Origin of the sequence: Chitinophaga sp. HK235, assembly GCF_018255755.1 — a bacterium.
In the GTDB taxonomy this organism is placed as follows: Bacteria; Bacteroidota; Bacteroidia; order Chitinophagales; family Chitinophagaceae; genus Chitinophaga.
In genome coordinates, this window is the sequence record NZ_CP073766.1 from 4,475,873 (window position 1) to 4,491,617 (window position 15,745).

Annotated in this window: 10 protein-coding genes and 2 tRNA genes; 6 read left to right on the forward strand and 6 right to left on the reverse strand. The window is 47.6% G+C overall.

Going from position 1 to position 15,745, the window contains the following annotated elements; genetic code table 11:
• Positions 1-5: 5 nt before the first annotated feature.
• Together KD145_RS16310 and KD145_RS16315 are read right to left on the reverse strand one after the other, a co-directional pair.
• Entirely contained in the window at positions 6-3,650 is a 3,645-nt protein-coding gene (locus KD145_RS16310; protein WP_211999920.1) for a BamA/TamA family outer membrane protein, read from the reverse strand.
• Entirely contained in the window at positions 3,647-4,498 is an 852-nt protein-coding gene (locus KD145_RS16315; protein ID WP_211999921.1) for a hypothetical protein, read from the reverse strand. The genes KD145_RS16310 and KD145_RS16315 overlap by 4 nt, the downstream gene beginning before the upstream one ends.
• Positions 4,499-4,645: 147 nt before the next feature.
• Between KD145_RS16315 and KD145_RS16320 the strand changes: the two genes are divergently transcribed.
• The 5 genes from KD145_RS16320 to KD145_RS16340 are packed head-to-tail and all read left to right on the forward strand — an operon-like array spanning position 4,646 to position 10,388.
• On the forward strand, positions 4,646-5,893 hold the full coding sequence (locus tag KD145_RS16320; RefSeq protein ID WP_211999925.1) for a Pycsar system effector family protein: 1,248 nt from the start codon (positions 4,646-4,648) through the stop codon (positions 5,891-5,893).
• Positions 5,894-5,899: 6 nt separating this feature from the next.
• Complete coding sequence (gene ppk1 / locus KD145_RS16325) at positions 5,900-7,894, forward strand: polyphosphate kinase 1 (RefSeq protein WP_211999926.1); 1,995 nt, start codon at positions 5,900-5,902, stop codon at positions 7,892-7,894.
• 27 nt (positions 7,895-7,921) lie between these two features.
• Positions 7,922-8,437 (forward strand): thioredoxin family protein, encoded by a 516-nt coding sequence (locus tag KD145_RS16330; RefSeq protein WP_211999927.1) that lies wholly within the window; start codon positions 7,922-7,924, stop codon positions 8,435-8,437.
• A 7-nt stretch (positions 8,438-8,444) separates the two neighbouring features.
• Entirely contained in the window at positions 8,445-8,954 is a 510-nt protein-coding gene (locus KD145_RS16335; RefSeq protein ID WP_249219386.1) for a DUF4442 domain-containing protein, read from the forward strand.
• 30 nt (positions 8,955-8,984) lie between these two features.
• Positions 8,985-10,388 carry an MBL fold metallo-hydrolase RNA specificity domain-containing protein gene (locus tag KD145_RS16340; protein ID WP_211999929.1) on the forward strand — a complete coding sequence of 468 codons (1,404 nt, stop codon included), beginning with the start codon at positions 8,985-8,987 and terminating at the stop codon, positions 10,386-10,388.
• Between the two features lie 58 nt (positions 10,389-10,446).
• Here the strand turns inward: KD145_RS16340 and KD145_RS16345 are convergent, their stop codons facing one another.
• Entirely contained in the window at positions 10,447-13,638 is a 3,192-nt protein-coding gene (locus KD145_RS16345; protein WP_211999931.1) for a sensor histidine kinase, read from the reverse strand.
• 183 nt (positions 13,639-13,821) lie between these two features.
• Between KD145_RS16345 and KD145_RS16350 the strand changes: the two genes are divergently transcribed.
• A complete protein-coding gene (locus KD145_RS16350; protein WP_211999933.1) occupies positions 13,822-14,532 on the forward strand; it encodes a hypothetical protein in 711 nt (236 codons plus the stop codon).
• A gap of 97 nt (positions 14,533-14,629) precedes the next feature.
• Here KD145_RS16350 and KD145_RS16355 read toward each other — a convergent pair.
• The 3 genes from KD145_RS16355 to KD145_RS16365 form a co-directional block, all read right to left on the reverse strand.
• Positions 14,630-14,701: transfer RNA gene (locus KD145_RS16355), tRNA-Glu, on the reverse strand.
• Between the two features lie 103 nt (positions 14,702-14,804).
• On the reverse strand, positions 14,805-15,482 hold the full coding sequence (locus tag KD145_RS16360) for a DUF1345 domain-containing protein (RefSeq protein WP_249219387.1): 678 nt from the start codon (positions 15,480-15,482) through the stop codon (positions 14,805-14,807).
• 159 nt (positions 15,483-15,641) lie between these two features.
• A tRNA-Glu gene (locus tag KD145_RS16365) sits at positions 15,642-15,713 on the reverse strand.
• Positions 15,714-15,745: the final 32 nt, after the last annotated feature.

Below are 15,745 nucleotides of genomic sequence, written 5' to 3' on the forward strand. Positions count from 1 at the left end.
TATGATCAGAATTTAAATCCAAGTGTTAGGTAGGCAATCGTCTCTTCGCTCGAATGCCCTATTACTGCCGTTACAATCAGTGCATTGACAGGAGCCAGATAGATACCGCCACCGTATCCATCATGCCATATGTGCGAAGTTTCATTATCCTTCCATACACGGCCTACATCATTAAAGGCCAGCAGCCCTACTGCTGCAGGCAAAACATAGGTTTTCAGATCAAACAGTTTCACGCGTATTTCGGTATTGTTATACGCAGAAGCACCGCCGGCAAAACGATAGTTACGGAATCCGCGCAGGTTTTGTGTGCCTCCGACAGTAGCCGCCTGGAAGAATTCATAATCGCCCCATATCTTACTGCCCCCAAAACGGCTGACGATCACAAAGCTGGCAGGTGCCCGGAAGCTCATATACAGACTAAGATCTGATTGCAACTGCGTATAGTTCTTACTATCACTACTCAGCCCTTTGGTACCCGTCCATGTAGTGGTCCAAAAAATACCCCGTGTGGGGATCAGCTTATTATTACGGGTATCTATCTGGGCTACCAGCTTGGCGCCGGCATAAGACTTATTTTTGTAGATGCCGGAGTCGAGCCCGTTCAGCTGGAAGTTCGTGATAAAGCGGTTATTGTTTTCTTCATTGTTAAATGTATAGTTATTTAACGTAGGTCCGTAAGACAGGCTGAAATGATTGCCCATTTTCGTTCTCAGCAATACCTCTGCCGTATACAGATTAAACCGTGCCCGGTAATAACGGATGTTTTTGCCATTGCTTTTATCGAAAACAGTTTCATTCCCAAACCCGAAAAAGTTGATTGTATTATTGGGAGCTTTGGCTCTGGCTAGCAGCAGCAGGTCTGACTTACCCACAACATCCGTAAACTCTCCATCATAGCGGAAATTCCAGGCTCTGGTAGCCAGCGCATGTGTAGCGGTGAAGATATGTTTGGAAGCATAAGGCTCCTTACGGAAAGAGTGCCGGACGAGCTGCAGCCCCAATCCCAGTAAAAGACCGTCATCCCGGTTATAAGCACCAGCCAGCATAGGAAACGTTTTGTTATACTGGAAGGCGCTCCGGTTATAACGGATATTCTCCGGGTCATCAGACAAACGGCGCTGTATATGGCCATCCAGCTGGAAGGTATCCTGACCGGTCCGTTGATCGTATATGCGTATCCGTTTTCCTGCGTGGGAAGTGGAACTGTCGATATAGGTATCTGCGTCTTTGCCTCCTATAAGGCGAACACGTATAGGCGTGCCATGGTTACCTTTTATTTCGAAACGGTCGTGTCCTCCCAGCCCGTATACATTCACTTCATTGGTTTCTTTGGGATCAAAGGTGCGGGAATAGATGCTCTGCTGAACTTCTCCTTTTTTGCTGATCTTATACATATTCAGCGCTACCGCTCCTCCATTCAGTTTTTCCAGCTGAATCAGCTCATTTTTGCTGGTAGCTGGCACGTCTACAGACTTAGCCAGGAAACGATAGTATTTGAGCATGTTCTCTTTCAGGATGGATCTGCGGATAGACAGCCGCTGCAGCATCATCGGCCCCACTTCTTTACGGACAGTATCCGGGAAAGCGTTAACAGCAGCTCTTATCACACTGTCCGTCATTTTATTCAGGAACTTATCCGTTTGTTTTTCCCAGTCTTTTTTCTCCAGCTCATTCATAAAGGAACGGTCGAAGTAGCGGGCACTGAACTGAAAGCCATTCACATCAGGGATATGGTCCCGGAAGCCTTGAATTCCCGGCAGTATCCAGGGTCTGGACAACAGTCGGGGCAGCAATCCTTCATTCACAAAAAAAGCCTGGTCACGGTCACGGGGCACCGGATAATAGTACTCTTCTCCTTTATGTTTTTCCTTGTACCAGCGCCACTGGTCGTCGTGCCGGTCGAAGTCCATGATATAGGTATCGAGGATACGGGCGCGCAGCACAGCTTTCTGATCTACATGAATATCATTATCTCCCAATACTTTGGCCAGTACCTTAGGAGTGTTGTAGGTCTTGTCGTTTTTGCCGGTCACAGGTTCTCTTTCTTCCAGTAGAAATACATCGTTGCCGAAGTCGTGGGCATATATGCCGAGTGCAGTATCAAGTGGAAGATATACAAAGGTGGGATGCGTATGCGGTACACCGGCTGCTTCCGACAGTACACTTACCGCAAGCGGGGCATAAGGATTGGCTGCGGATATCTGGTCCTGCACCAGTTCGCGGGCAATCGTTTCTCTTAACTGCTCCGGAATGGCTGCCAGCGGGAATTTTTTCAGTGAACGCATGGCGTATTCCTTTCCGGTGCTATCAGCCAACCGGAGGGAATGGGTTTGTTTACCACCACCCCGCTGCAATATTTTATATCCGCTTTTATGGAGGTCCATCACCGGGAAATTGAGTGGTGTGGCCCATACTTCACGGTAGTTATTACCCAGCAGGAAACGGTGGAACTTATTAACCCTTGCATATTGTGAGTCAGCAGGTACTTTCACCCAGGCCGGCATAACGGAAGGTTCATGGAACTGCAGCCCCTGGCTGCGGATGTCCTGCAGATGTAATAGTGTATCACTGAAAACCGACGCAGACAAGTCTTTGGCCAGGAAATACTGTGCCCTCACAGTACTGTCGGACAGTACTTCCACTACGCTGAAACCATTTTCGGAAGAGGCAAACAGCGACTTCCGGCCTTTTTTCACGCGGTTGTTTTTGGCGGCGCTGCCACTAACAATGTAAGTGTTGGGCTTATCTTTTATCAGCTGCAGGGTATGGTCATGGCCTGATACGAAGACTACCGGTCCATGTGGTTTAAATGCTTCTTCCACCCCTTTGATCATCTCTTTATATTTGGGGTTGGGCATATCCTCTGGTGTACCAAATACGCCACGGGCCAGCGGATAGATAGACCCTATCACCGGCAGCGGCACATACAGCCATGGTTTCAGGTCTGTCAGCGGGAACACATGTTGTTTGATCGTATAATATCCGCCATGGATGCCATAGCTGCGGAAAGGGTGATGTGTAGCAAATATCAGGAGTTTGTTCCGATTGGTGGCCACTATCTCAGATAGTCTGGTCAGTACTTCGTCCTTGTCTTTACAGTCACAGGAAGATTCGATACCAGGCTTCTCATAGGGAAACACCCACCATTCGCTGTCCATCACTATCAGCGTGATATTATCTGCGATCGGTACTTCTACCGGGCCGGGACAGCCGTCTTTAGGGAGGAAGTCTACATTATCGAGGTAAAGTGAGTCGATGTACTCCTGTTGGTTACGGATGATCCTCCATCCGTCGGGTTTGCTCTTTTCCCAGTCGTGGTTGCCGGGGATGAAGATACCGCGGGAACGGGTACCTTTTACCAGGTTCACCTGGTAGTCCAGTATTTCCTTTGCCGCCGGATATGTTTTATTGGTAGGGTCTGGTAACCCTTTCGGATATACGTTGTCGCCAAGAAACAGGACGGTGTTGATATCTTCCTGGAGGTTATATTTTTTGCGGACAGCATCCACTACGGGATTATGCCCGTTGTCGTGCAGTTCACCGGCATCTCCTATCAGGATGATGCGTTTTACTACAACCGGGGATTGCGCAAATATGTGGCCGCATACCAGGGTAATAAATGTAATAAGGATTATGGCTCTGTTGATCATTTGCGCTTATAAGTGAATTTAAGAATATTGGCCATACCGTCATAGCCGCCTTCATTGGAGATGTAGAGGTCTCCGTTGGCCGCAAAGGTAAGTCCTTCAGGCTGGAGAAACAGCCGGTGTTTGAGGTTATAGGCTTCCTGTACATGTCCCTGCAGGTCGGTGATGACCAGCAGTCCATTGACCGATGCCACGATGTATAATCTTTTTTCAATAGGATGGATAGCCGCTGCAGAAGGTTTGAAAAAACGCATGTCTGTACCTGCCAGTTTCGCTATCTCTTCATTATCCAGGCGAAACAGGGGCATGGTGTCGAAAGTGCGGGTGGCCAGGTCAAAGCGGTAGGCACTGGTTTTTCCATCTTTTTTATCATCGTGGGCATTTTTGGTAATAAGCACGATACTGTTCCGGGCACTGTCAAAATAAGTGGTTTCAAATTCACGTTTGCCTTCTTTCGGGAACTTGTAATGTGTGGTGGACACAGAATCGGTAAACAGCCCATGTACTTCGTACAGTGAGCCATTGCTTTTCAATACAAACCAGCCGCTGTCTGTGCGACAGATATCTTCATAATCCCCGTTTTTGGCAAATTTCCAGGAAGGATAAGGCTGGGTGGTATGTACATCTATTTTGTACACTCTGCCTTCTTCATCATTAATCGCAATCATATTTCTTTCATCCGGGAAAGCCTCTATGCCGGAGATCTCCTGCATGGACTCCCGCACCCGGTACCGTACCGGCTCCTTAAGGTCATACCCTGCCGGAGAAGCGTATATTTTCTGTTCCCGGTCGCTGAAGCTATTACAGGAAAGGAACAGCAAGGTGATTATCAACAGGGGTATTCTGGTCATACATCGGCTTTGTAGCATAAATTTAACTTAAAAATGCAGTAACTTCCCTCACGCAAAGACACAAAGTGAGCAAAGCACGCCAGGCTTACAAAAGTACTTCTTCGCGTTCTTTGCACGCTCTACGCTTTTGCTGACAAAACTACGAATATGCAAAACAGCTCACTCATAGATGCCGCCAGAGATTATATGTTGGCCCAGTATCAGCAACATCCGCATCCGGAACTGGTATACCATAACTTTGAACATACCCAGCAGGTGGTAAAAGCCGCCTCACAGATTGCTGCACATTATCGCTTACAGGATGACGAATTACAGGCAGTATATGTTGCAGCCTGGTTCCATGATGCCGGCTATCTCCTGGGTGATAGCACTGTCCATGAAGAAACAGGAGCGGAAGAAGCAGTCCGTTTTTTACAGAGCCAGCAGGCCCCGGAGCATATACAAACCATGGTCAGAGGTGCTATCCTGGCCACGAAGATGCCTCAGTCACCACACAACCTGGTAGAACAGATTGTTTGTGATGCAGACCTGTTCCATCTCGGATCAAAAGAGTTTGCCGATCGCAACAAACTGCTGCGTCGTGAAGTGGAAATGAGAACACAACAGAAAATCCCTGCCACCACCTGGCTCACAGGCAACATCAAATTCCTCAGCAATCACGATTATTGGACAGACTACGCAAAAACATATACCAAACAACAAAAAGAAGAGAATCTGCAAAAGCTCTATAAGAGACTGGAAAAAAAATCAACAGAAGCACAGGAGAACAAAGCTACCACTGTCGCTGCCAGCGTACCTGACAGCACCGGCGTCACACCTGATGCACAGCTGATCGCCAAAGCCAAAAAGAAAGTACCCAAACCGGACCGGGGCATAGAAACCATGTTCAGGATCACCTCCACCAACCATATCCGGTTGAGTTCCATGGCCGATAGTAAAGCGCATATTATGATTTCGGTCAACTCCATCATTATCTCCTTTATGCTGACGGTACTGGTAAGGCGTATCGAAGATTATCCCAATATGATTATTCCTGCTGTGATATTCCTCATCACTTCCGTTACCACCGTCATTTTTGCGGTACTGGCCACCAGGCCCAATGTCACCAGTGGTACATTCACCAGGGAAGATATCTCCAACAAAAACGCCAACCTGTTATTCTTTGGTAACTTCTACCGGATGAAACTCGATGAATACGAATGGGGGATGAAAAAAATGATGGAAGATTCTGAATTTCTCTATGGCAGCATGACCAAAGACGTATATCATCTGGGAGTGGTGCTGGCACATAAATACAGACTGCTTCGCATATCCTATAACATTTTTATGTTTGGCCTGATAGTCTCTGTGCTGGCATTTATGATCGCCGGCTTATTTTTCCCGGTAAAAGCATAAGCATTCATGAGTATTCCTTTATATAACCGTGATCTGAGCTGGTTGTCATTTAATTATCGGGTATTGCAGATGGCTGCCGATACACAGGTGCCATTGTATGAACGTATCAAATTCCTGTCTATATTTTCATCCAACCTCGACGAATTTTTCAGAGTGAGGATGCCGGCCATACTGGCCATCAATAAGGTACTGGAGCGCGATCCGGAAGCTGCCGGTGAAGAATCTCCTTCACCCGAAACCCTGCAGCAGGTGCTGGATACCATCAATCAACAACAGGAAGAATATGGCCGGATATTTACCGGCAGTGTCCTGCCCGATTTACAGCAAAATGGTATATCCCTGCACTACGGTCCCTCCGCCGACCCGGCGGCCATGGCCACTCTGACCAGGACTTACTTCCTGTCGGCCGTCCTGGCCTGGCTGCAGCCGGTATGGCTGAGCCAACGCCATAAAAAATTCTTCCCGGAGAATAATGCATTATACCTGGTGGTCACCCTCTCCCCTGAGCAGGCGCCCGATACACAGGAAACAGTGCTCGTTAATATCCCTTCCGGGCTGAAACGCTTTATCACACTGGATTCACCCGATGGTGTATTTCGTATTGCCTTTCTCGATGATGTGATCAGAGTACATCTGCCCTATATTTTCCGCGGATATACCATACAAAACAGTTACTGCATCAAGCTGACGCGTAATGCGGAAATAGATATGGATGAAATGAAAGGTGATATCCTGGAAGAAGTAGAAACGTTGATCCGTAAACGTGAGTTGGGTGTCCCTACCCGTTTTCTGTATGATGCCACCATGCCGCTGCAGCTGCGCAATTTCCTGGCCGATCATTTTGAGGTGGCTGGCAACGAAATGGTGCCTGGAGGCCGTTACCACAACCTGAAAGATCTCGCCGATCTGCCGATGCCGGCAGGGTTTACAGATGCCCTGTATCCCAAAGCCAGGCCCTCAGCCAATCCGGAGGCAAATACAGCCGATTACCTGCTAGACCTCATTCAGCGGCAGGACCTACTGGTACATCTCCCTTATCAACAATACGATCCCGTACTGCGCTTCTTTAATGAAGCAGCTATCGATCCTGATGTGGCCGAGATATATGTAACCCTTTACCGCATTGCTTCCGGCTCCCAGATAGCGCAGGCACTGATCAGCGGCGCCCGTAACGGCAAAGCAGTGACGGTATTCGTGGAACTGAAAGCCCGTTTTGATGAAGCCAATAATATCCGCTGGTCTAAAAAAATGAAAGAAGCCGGGGTAAAACTCATCTATAGTATCCCCGGCATGAAAGTACATGCCAAAACAGCGCTGGTAAAGCGGCGCCGCGGTTATCAATGGGACTATTCCGGTTTGATTGCCACCGGTAACTTCAACGAAAGCACTGCCCGTTTCTATACCGACCATGTGCTCTTTACCTCACATGCCGGTATCACCCGGGAAATGGAACTGTTGTTCCTCTACCTCCAAAGCAGGGAACAACCGATGGCTTATCATTTCCTGCAGTTCCAGCACCTGCTGGTGGCCCAGTTCAATATGATGACCCGTTTTACTGATATGATAGATCGGGAGATAGCCAACGCCCATCAGGGCCTGCCGGCGGTCATTACCATTAAGGTGAACAACCTGCAGGAAAAAGCCATGATCGCCAAGCTGTATGAAGCCAGCCAGGCCGGCGTACAGGTAAACCTGATCGTACGTAGTATCAACTGCCTGCTGCCGGATATTACCGAAAGCCGCAATATCCGAGTGATAAGGATCGTAGACCGTTACCTGGAACATGCGCGGGTATTCATTTTCCACAATAATGGCAAAGAAGAAGTGTATATGGGTTCTGCAGACTGGATGAACCGGAACCTGTACAGACGCATAGAAGTATGTGTGCAGATATATGATACTGCCCTGCAGCAGCAGCTGAAAGACATCATCGCCTTACAGCTGGGAGATAGTGGACAGGCGCAAAAAGCCATACAGTCCTATGTGCAAAATATAGTGTAAATTAGAATGATGAATAAATCAAGTTTTATGAAGAAGATGGTGTGGACATTGCTGCTGAGCTTTGCGATCGTTTTACCGGTGATAAAAACACAGGCGCAGGCGCAGACACATGACCTGGAGCACATTTACAATCCTGCCGCTGATGCCAAAGCGGATATAGCCGCTGCCGTGAAAAAAGCTGCCGAAGAAAAGAAACATGTTTTGATACAGATAGGTGGTAACTGGTGCATCTGGTGCAAACGCTTATACAAATTCGTAGAAGATGATGCAGAGCTGAAAGCTATGATGAACAAAAACTATGTAGTGTACCACCTCAACTACAGCAAGGAAAACAAAAACCTGCCCATTTTACAGGAACTGGGATATCCACAACGTTTCGGGTTCCCGGTGCTGGTAGTACTGGATGCCAAAGGCAACCGCCTGCATACCCAGAATACCGGCCTGCTTGAATCAGCAGACTCCTACGACCGGAAGAAGCTCATGGAGTTCTTCAAACAATGGTCTCCCGCCGCTTTGCTGCCTTCCAATTACATCAACGAATAATACCGCCATGAATAACGGCATGACCACTTTTAACACGGATGCTGTGCACGCTTTTAAAAAGTTTGCACAGCATCCGTTTAAGTTTTCGGCCTACCTGTTTTGGAAACTGCCAGCAGCGTGGCTGGCGGGGGTACGCCTTCAATCCCTTCAGGATGAAACCTGCGTTACTTCCGTACCTTACCGCTGGCTGTCACAGAACCCTTTCCGTTCTACCTACTTCGCCTGTCTGTCTATGGCTGCAGAGCTGAGTACCGGACTACCCGCCATGATGTATGTGCAGAGTGTTCCCAGGCGTGTATCCATGCTCGTTACCGGCATGGAATCCACCTTTGTCAAAAAAGCGACCGGCCTTACTTACTTTACCTGCAATGACCTACCTGCCCTGAGAGCAGCCATAGAAAAGGCGCTCCATCAGGAAGAAGCTGTCTCCATCACCATGTGCAGCGAAGGCAGGGACAAGCAAGGCACGCTAATTGCCACCTTCACTATCACCTGGTCTTTTAAAGGTAAATCGTAATAATGGTGATCATCACCCTAAAACAAGGATATGAAAATAGCATTTCATGGTGCCGCCCGTACCGTTACTGGCTCTAAGCACCTCATCACATTAAAAAATGGCAAAAAGATCCTGCTGGATTGTGGAATGTTTCAAGGCATGGGTGCTGAAACAGACGATATGAACAGGGACTTCGGCTTTGAACCTTCAGAGATCACCTACATGGTACTTTCACATGCCCATATCGATCACTCCGGTCTTATCCCCCGACTGGTAAAAATGGGCTACAACGGGCATATCTTCTGCACACCAGGCACCCGCGACATGACCGAAATCCTGCTGCTCGATTCTGCCGAAATACAGGAAGATGATGTGAAATTCACCAATAAAAAAAGGGCAAACGAAGGCAAACCGTACGTGCTCCCGTTATACACCATCGAAGATGCCAAAAATGCTATTCGTTTCCTCAAACCCATGGAATACAACACATGGACTAATATTGATCCCGATGTACAACTGATGTTCACCGATGCCGGCCACATTGTGGGCGCCGCCTCTGTACACCTGCGTATCACCGAAGGCGGTAAAACAGAACAGATCTCCTTCAGCGGAGATATAGGCCGGTATAATGATGCCATCCTTAAATCACCCGCCACTTTTCCACAGGCTGATTATATACTCATCGAATCTACCTATGGCAGCACGCTCCATGCCGATGCCGCCCCTGCAGATGCAGAGCTGTTACGATATATCCGTGAAACCTGCGTCGAAAAAAGAGGGAAGCTGATTATCCCCGCTTTCAGCGTAGGCCGTACCCAGGAACTGCTCTATGCGCTCAATAAAGCGCAGCTCAACGGTACCCTGCCTGCTGTCGAGATCTTTGTAGACAGCCCATTGTCTACCGAAGCTACAGCCGTTACCAAATCACATCCCGAAGTGTTTAACCGTGAAGTGTCCGATATATTGAAAAGAGATGACGACCCCTTTGATTTTCCGGGACTGCACTATGTAAAATCTGTGGATGAGTCTAAAAACCTCAACTTCCGCAGAGAACCCTGCGTGATCATCTCCGCATCCGGTATGGCGGAAGCAGGCCGCGTTAAACATCATATTGCCAACAACATCGATGAAGAACGCAACACCATCCTGATCGTTGGCTATTGCGAGCCGCAATCCCTTGGCGGACGCCTGATGCGGGGCTCCAAAGAAGTATCGATCTATGGTACCCGTTACGAAGTAAAGGCGGAAGTAGGTGTTATCCGTTCTATGAGCGCCCACGGCGACTACGAAGACCTCAGCCAGTGGCTGGCCTGCCAGAACCCTGCTGATGTGAAAAAATTATTCCTGGTACACGGAGAATATGATGTACAGACCATCTTTAAAAACTGGCTGATCAAAAAAGGTTTCCTGGATATCGAAATTCCGGAAAGACATTACGAGATAGGCCTGAAATAAGCGACAACAATATTTTATAAAAAAGCGAAGTGTTTTTAGCACTTCGCTTTTTTATTAATTATTCCTCTACATAGGGGAAGCATATATTTACCCTCGTTCCTGTCGGGTTGCCGGCTTCATCTGTCAGGTCTTCAATATCAAAGCTGGCATCTACATTAAAACGGCTGTTATACAACTGAAGCCGGTCACGCGTGATCTGCAGACCACGCGAGTAATGCTGTTTCTCCATCTTCCGCAGAGCAGCAGATTTTTCTCTCCCCACCCCGTTGTCTTCCACACTACACAATACCCTGTCTTCCTTTCTGGAAAACGTGATGGTGATCTTACCCTTTGTACGGGTGTGCAGAATACCATGCCAGATGGCATTTTCCACAAAGGGCTGCAGTATCATGGTTGGAATCTCCACCAGATCGAGCTCCAGCGTAGGGTCGATGATAAATTGGTATTCAAACTGATCGGTGAAACGTAATTTTTCCAGTTCCAGGTAATTGGTCAGCATATTTACCTCTTTGGAAACCGGGATATTGTTCAGTTGGGAATTGTCAAGCACATTACGGATAAGCCTTGCGAAACGGGCCAGGTAAGACAATGCCTGTTCTGTTTCGCTTTTCATCATAAATGTCTGTATGGAATTGAGTGCATTAAAGATAAAATGCGGGTTCATCTGCGCACGCAGGGCTTTCATTTCCAGCTGTGCCATCTGTTGCTGGATGGCGGCCCTTTCGCGGGCTTCTTTCTTTACAGAGGTGATACGCAGTTTAAAATACAGATATACCAGCGCAATTGCGGTGAGCAGACACAATAACCGGAACCACGAAGTTTGCCAGAAAGCAGGCCGTATAAAGATTTTCAGCTCGCTGATATGTCTGGAGAAAGTACCTGCAGTATTAACAGCCCTCACGCGGAAAGTGTAATGTCCGGGCGCCAGGTTGGTATATTTGGCCACCAGTATGCTTTCAGCGCTCACCCAGTTTTCATCGAGGCCTTCCAGCTGGTAATAGTAACGGATCTTTTCGTGATGGTACAACAAGCTTTTAAACTCTACCCCGATAAAATTCTGCCGGTGGTTCAACTCTACCGGCTTGCCATCCCGCCGTGCTTCCTCAATCAGCACCGTGCTGTCCAGTGCTTTCATATTTACGATGGTCACATCAGGTGGTGGTGGCGCCACTTCCAGCTTGTCGGGTTCAAATACCACAAAATGATCGGATGCACCTACCAGGAGCCTTCCGTCTTTGAGCCAGGTGATGCGGCGGCGCACTTTCCGGGTATTGTCGATGATATCATCATTCTGGGTAAATGTTTCCAGTTTATCAGGCAGTGTAAGGCGGTAAAAACCATAAGGAGTAGTAAACCATACCTTTCCCGGAATATCTTCCCGGATGCTCAGCACCCATTCATCAAAAAGCTTTCCGTTGATCTTAACAGGCGTATAGGTATCACGGTTAGTATTGTAGACCCATAGCCCGTGGTCTGTGCCGGCCAGCAGCGTACTATCGTTGTATCTTACCAGTGAGGTGACGTTGTTGTAAATATGTTTATCCCATTCAAAAGTCTGCCTGTCCACGATCCGCCGGGAGCGCGGGTCAAACAGAATCAGGCCTCCACTGCTGGAGCCCAGCCATAACAGGGAATCTTTTTCGGCAACAATCTGCATCACGGAAAGCGGGCGTTTCAGGGAATCAGTAATCTCGTGGTAATGTACAAACTGGTTAGTGCGTGGGTTCCAGCTGGCAAGGCCACGTTTATACAATCCTATCCACACCATTGTATCCTGTACCAGCATACGAAGCAGGGTTTGCTTATATAATGCCGGTGGATTGAGATGCCGGGTAAACCGGCCGGTGGCAGGGTTAAACAGAGAAAGCGTTCCATTCTCCTGACCCACCAGGATAGTCCCATCTTTCAGCTCGGCAAAACTCCATACCAGTCCCCGTTCTTCAGGGATGGAGGTAGTGCTGTCGCCGCTGTGGAAGTAGTTGCCCAGTAGTTGTAATTGAGAAGACAGCCTGCTGAAGCCTTTCCCCCAGTATCCCACATATATGTCACCGTTACTCCCCTGAAAAATGCCGGTCACCTCTGCGGCGGGCAGCCGTTCCTTTGTTTTGATGAATGGGGTACGATGATCAAACATGCGGAAGGAAGTATTGTGCATGCTGAGGATATTGATACCACGATCCGTACCTATCCACAGGTGACCTTCCCGGTCGCTCAGCATACAGTTGGCTTCATAGTCATAATGAAAACCACGCTCGTCTGCATTATTACTGGTAATGTTCACATCAAACTGCCGGGTTGCTTCATTAAAGCGGAAGATCCCTCCTTTTTCCGTAGCTACCCACAGCCGGTTGTCTCCATCGGCCAATACGTCAAAAATAGGGTCTGTTTGTTGTTGTGCAGCAGGATAATGTTTGGTATCGGGAGCGATAAAATGATGTTCTTTCAGTGTGTTTTTCAGCTGATCATAGTGATAGAGGATTCCGCCCCTTCCGGCCAGCCATATCTGATGATTGGCATCGGTGTATATTTTTTTGAAGCTGTTACGGATATCGAGTATGCGTAAACGTTGGGGATTATGATCGGGTGTAAATAACTGCTTACGATCACGGTCCAGGATATAGAGATGTTCCTGACCGCTTATCCACAGATTGCCGGCTTCATCTTCCATGAGGCCGTCCTGCATCTGCAGCCGGTCTGTTTCGGGTATGCCGGCTGCTTTGTGGAAGCTAAAGGTGGCTTCATCAAATCGCATGAGGCCATCACGGGTAGTCGCCCACATTACACCGGCGTGGTCCTGGATGATATTACTGCATTGGAGTCCTTCCGGCAGTTCTGCCCTGTTGGCTACTTTAAGTGTTTTGATAAGGGTGGTAACAGGGTCGTATACACGAATATTATCAGGGGTACCCATCCATATACGGCCACGGTTATCTTCACAAAGGCAGATATCATCGTAGTAGATGGAACCGGGTACGCGGTCGAAATTGGCCATGGTGACCAGGTTGGTACCATCATACCGTTGCAGGGCGGTGCTGGCAATCCAGATAAACCCTTTACGGTCCTGCAGAATAGCTGAAACGTGATTGCTGGCAAGTCCGGTGCTGATGTCCAGATGCCTGAAATGATAAGAGAGATTTGTCTGCTGTCCAATTGCAGTACCGGCCATGATGATCAGACACAACAGACAATACAGGTGCCTGACTGTAGGATACCGTTGTGGTGTAATAACCTGAATAAGTTTGTGGATCATGGCAATATGGAAAAATGCGGATGCCCGTTAAATGTACTAAATGTTACTATATTTCTATAAAATGCTGAGGCTGAATAGCCCTCATTATTAACAGAAAGGATATATACCCAAACGATCATTGTCTGATAGTGAATTAAGTTATACATTACAATATCTTCCCCGGACCCCACAAAACAAGTTGAAATGATAGCACAACTACCATCCTATATCCCGTTGGTTTTTATACTGACAACCATCGCTACATTGCTGCTGTTTTACATGGCGGTGAAAGCATCAACAGCAGCCATCGTGCGTAAAAGATCTGTGCTTATTCTTATCTGTCTGATGCTGTGGCTGGCGTTGCAGGGGATATTGGCAATAACGGGTGTTTTTACAGCAACAGATGCTATGCCGCCCAGGATCCTGTTATGGGGTGTTTTACCTGCTATTATAACGATAATATCCCTGTTTCTCACCGCTGGTGGACGGGCATTCATAGACAGCCTGCCGTTGACAAGTCTGACCTATCTTCATGTGGTGAGAATACCGGTGGAAATTGTGCTGTGGTGGCTATCCTTAAACAAAGCCATCCCGCAGTTAATGACCTTTGAAGGAAGAAATTTTGATATCCTTGCCGGTATAACAGCCCCGTTTGTGGCCTATTATGGACTGCAGAAAGGAAAACTAAACCGGCAGGCGGTACTTATCTGGCAATTGGTTGCTTTGGGGTTATTGCTTAATATAGTGGTCAATGCAATTCTTTCCGCGCCTACTCCCTTTCAAAAGTTTGCTTTTGACCAACCCAACTTTGCCATATTTTATTTTCCTTTTAGCTGGTTGCCGGCTTTTATTGTGCAGGTTGTGTTATTCGCACATTTGGCCGCCATCAGGCAGCTTATCGGAAAGACGAGGTAGTTAGCGCTGCCTACACATACAGCTGCTTATTTGTATTGATTTGTTTTTCTACACTAACAGGCATAAAAAAAGCCTTCGAAAAATTCGAAGGCTTTTGTACCACGTACGGGAATCGAACCCGTGATTCCTCCGTGAAAGGGAGGCGTCTTAACCCCTTGACCAACGCGGCGTTTCCGTTTTGGGATTGCAAAGATAGGAATAAGTTTTATTCCACAAAATTTTTCTTCAAACTTTTTTACTTTTTTTTTCCGGAGATGATAAACAACACCTCACTAATGTTTAAGTCCTGCAATCAGATTGATGGTTAAAGCCACTACAAAAGTATTGAGGATATAAGACAACAATCCGTGTACCAGTACGGAACGGCGGAGAATGCGGTTGGAGATCTGTACATCAGAAACCTGGAAGGTCATGCCTATCACAAAAGAGAAATAAGCGAAATCGAGATAGTCGGGATGTTTTTCATCAGGGAAGTCGAGTCCACCGACGTGACGGCTTTTATCGGCCACATCATCATCGTAGTAGAGGTCGGCATAATGGAAGCTGTAGGTGGTATGTACCATGGCCCATGATGACAGTATGCCAATGATAGCTACGGGCAGGTAGGTTCCCTCTTTTTCCTGGCCTGAAACCATCAGTAATACAATGGTGACCATACTGGCAAAGGAGGCCAGTAACAGGATGATGGTTACAAAGATACGACTGCCATCGTCTATACGGGCCCAGTTGCGGATATCTGTCACAGATCGTTTAAAGAAAACGATCCAGCCGGTGGTGATGTAGGAGATGGCAAATACGTCCCATAGCAGCATATAAAATACCAGCGTGCTCAGCTGAACATGGTTGAGCATGAGTATAGCAGCTGTTCCCAGTGTCAGGCTGAGGCTGATCAGGATACGACGGAGCGGGTGCAGGTTAAAGACATCTTTGAGCAGCTTTCTGCGTTTCATAATGACCGATGGTTTTCAATAATGCCTAAAAATAGTGATTTGTAGATTGTCCGGATAAGGCTGTTGGGGGAAGATGTGCAATTGATGATATAAATTACTGCCTTACAGGTACTTAAAACAAAAAGGGCAGAAACATTACTGCTTCTGCCCTTTTCTTCGTACCACGTACGGGAATCGAACCCGTGATTCCTCCGTGAAAGGGAGGCGTCTTAACCCCTTGACCAACGCGGCGTATCGTTTTGGGATTGCAAATGTACAACCTT

Excerpts from the sequence above, each read along its gene's own strand:
- KD145_RS16330 (WP_211999927.1), top strand. The coding sequence starts at position 7,922 with ATGAAGAAGATGGTGTGGACATTGCTGCTGAGCTTTGCGATCGTTTTA.
- KD145_RS16345 (WP_211999931.1), bottom strand. The coding sequence starts at position 13,638 with ATGATCCACAAACTTATTCAGGTTATTACACCACAACGGTATCCTACA.
- KD145_RS16315 (WP_211999921.1), bottom strand. The coding sequence starts at position 4,498 with ATGACCAGAATACCCCTGTTGATAATCACCTTGCTGTTCCTTTCCTGT.
- KD145_RS16350 (WP_211999933.1), top strand. The coding sequence starts at position 13,822 with ATGATAGCACAACTACCATCCTATATCCCGTTGGTTTTTATACTGACA.
- ppk1 (WP_211999926.1), top strand. The coding sequence starts at position 5,900 with ATGAGTATTCCTTTATATAACCGTGATCTGAGCTGGTTGTCATTTAAT.
- KD145_RS16335 (WP_249219386.1), top strand. The coding sequence starts at position 8,445 with ATGAATAACGGCATGACCACTTTTAACACGGATGCTGTGCACGCTTTT.
- KD145_RS16360 (WP_249219387.1), bottom strand. The coding sequence starts at position 15,482 with ATGAAACGCAGAAAGCTGCTCAAAGATGTCTTTAACCTGCACCCGCTC.
- KD145_RS16310 (WP_211999920.1), bottom strand. The coding sequence starts at position 3,650 with ATGATCAACAGAGCCATAATCCTTATTACATTTATTACCCTGGTATGC.
- KD145_RS16340 (WP_211999929.1), top strand. The coding sequence starts at position 8,985 with ATGAAAATAGCATTTCATGGTGCCGCCCGTACCGTTACTGGCTCTAAG.
- KD145_RS16320 (WP_211999925.1), top strand. The coding sequence starts at position 4,646 with ATGCAAAACAGCTCACTCATAGATGCCGCCAGAGATTATATGTTGGCC.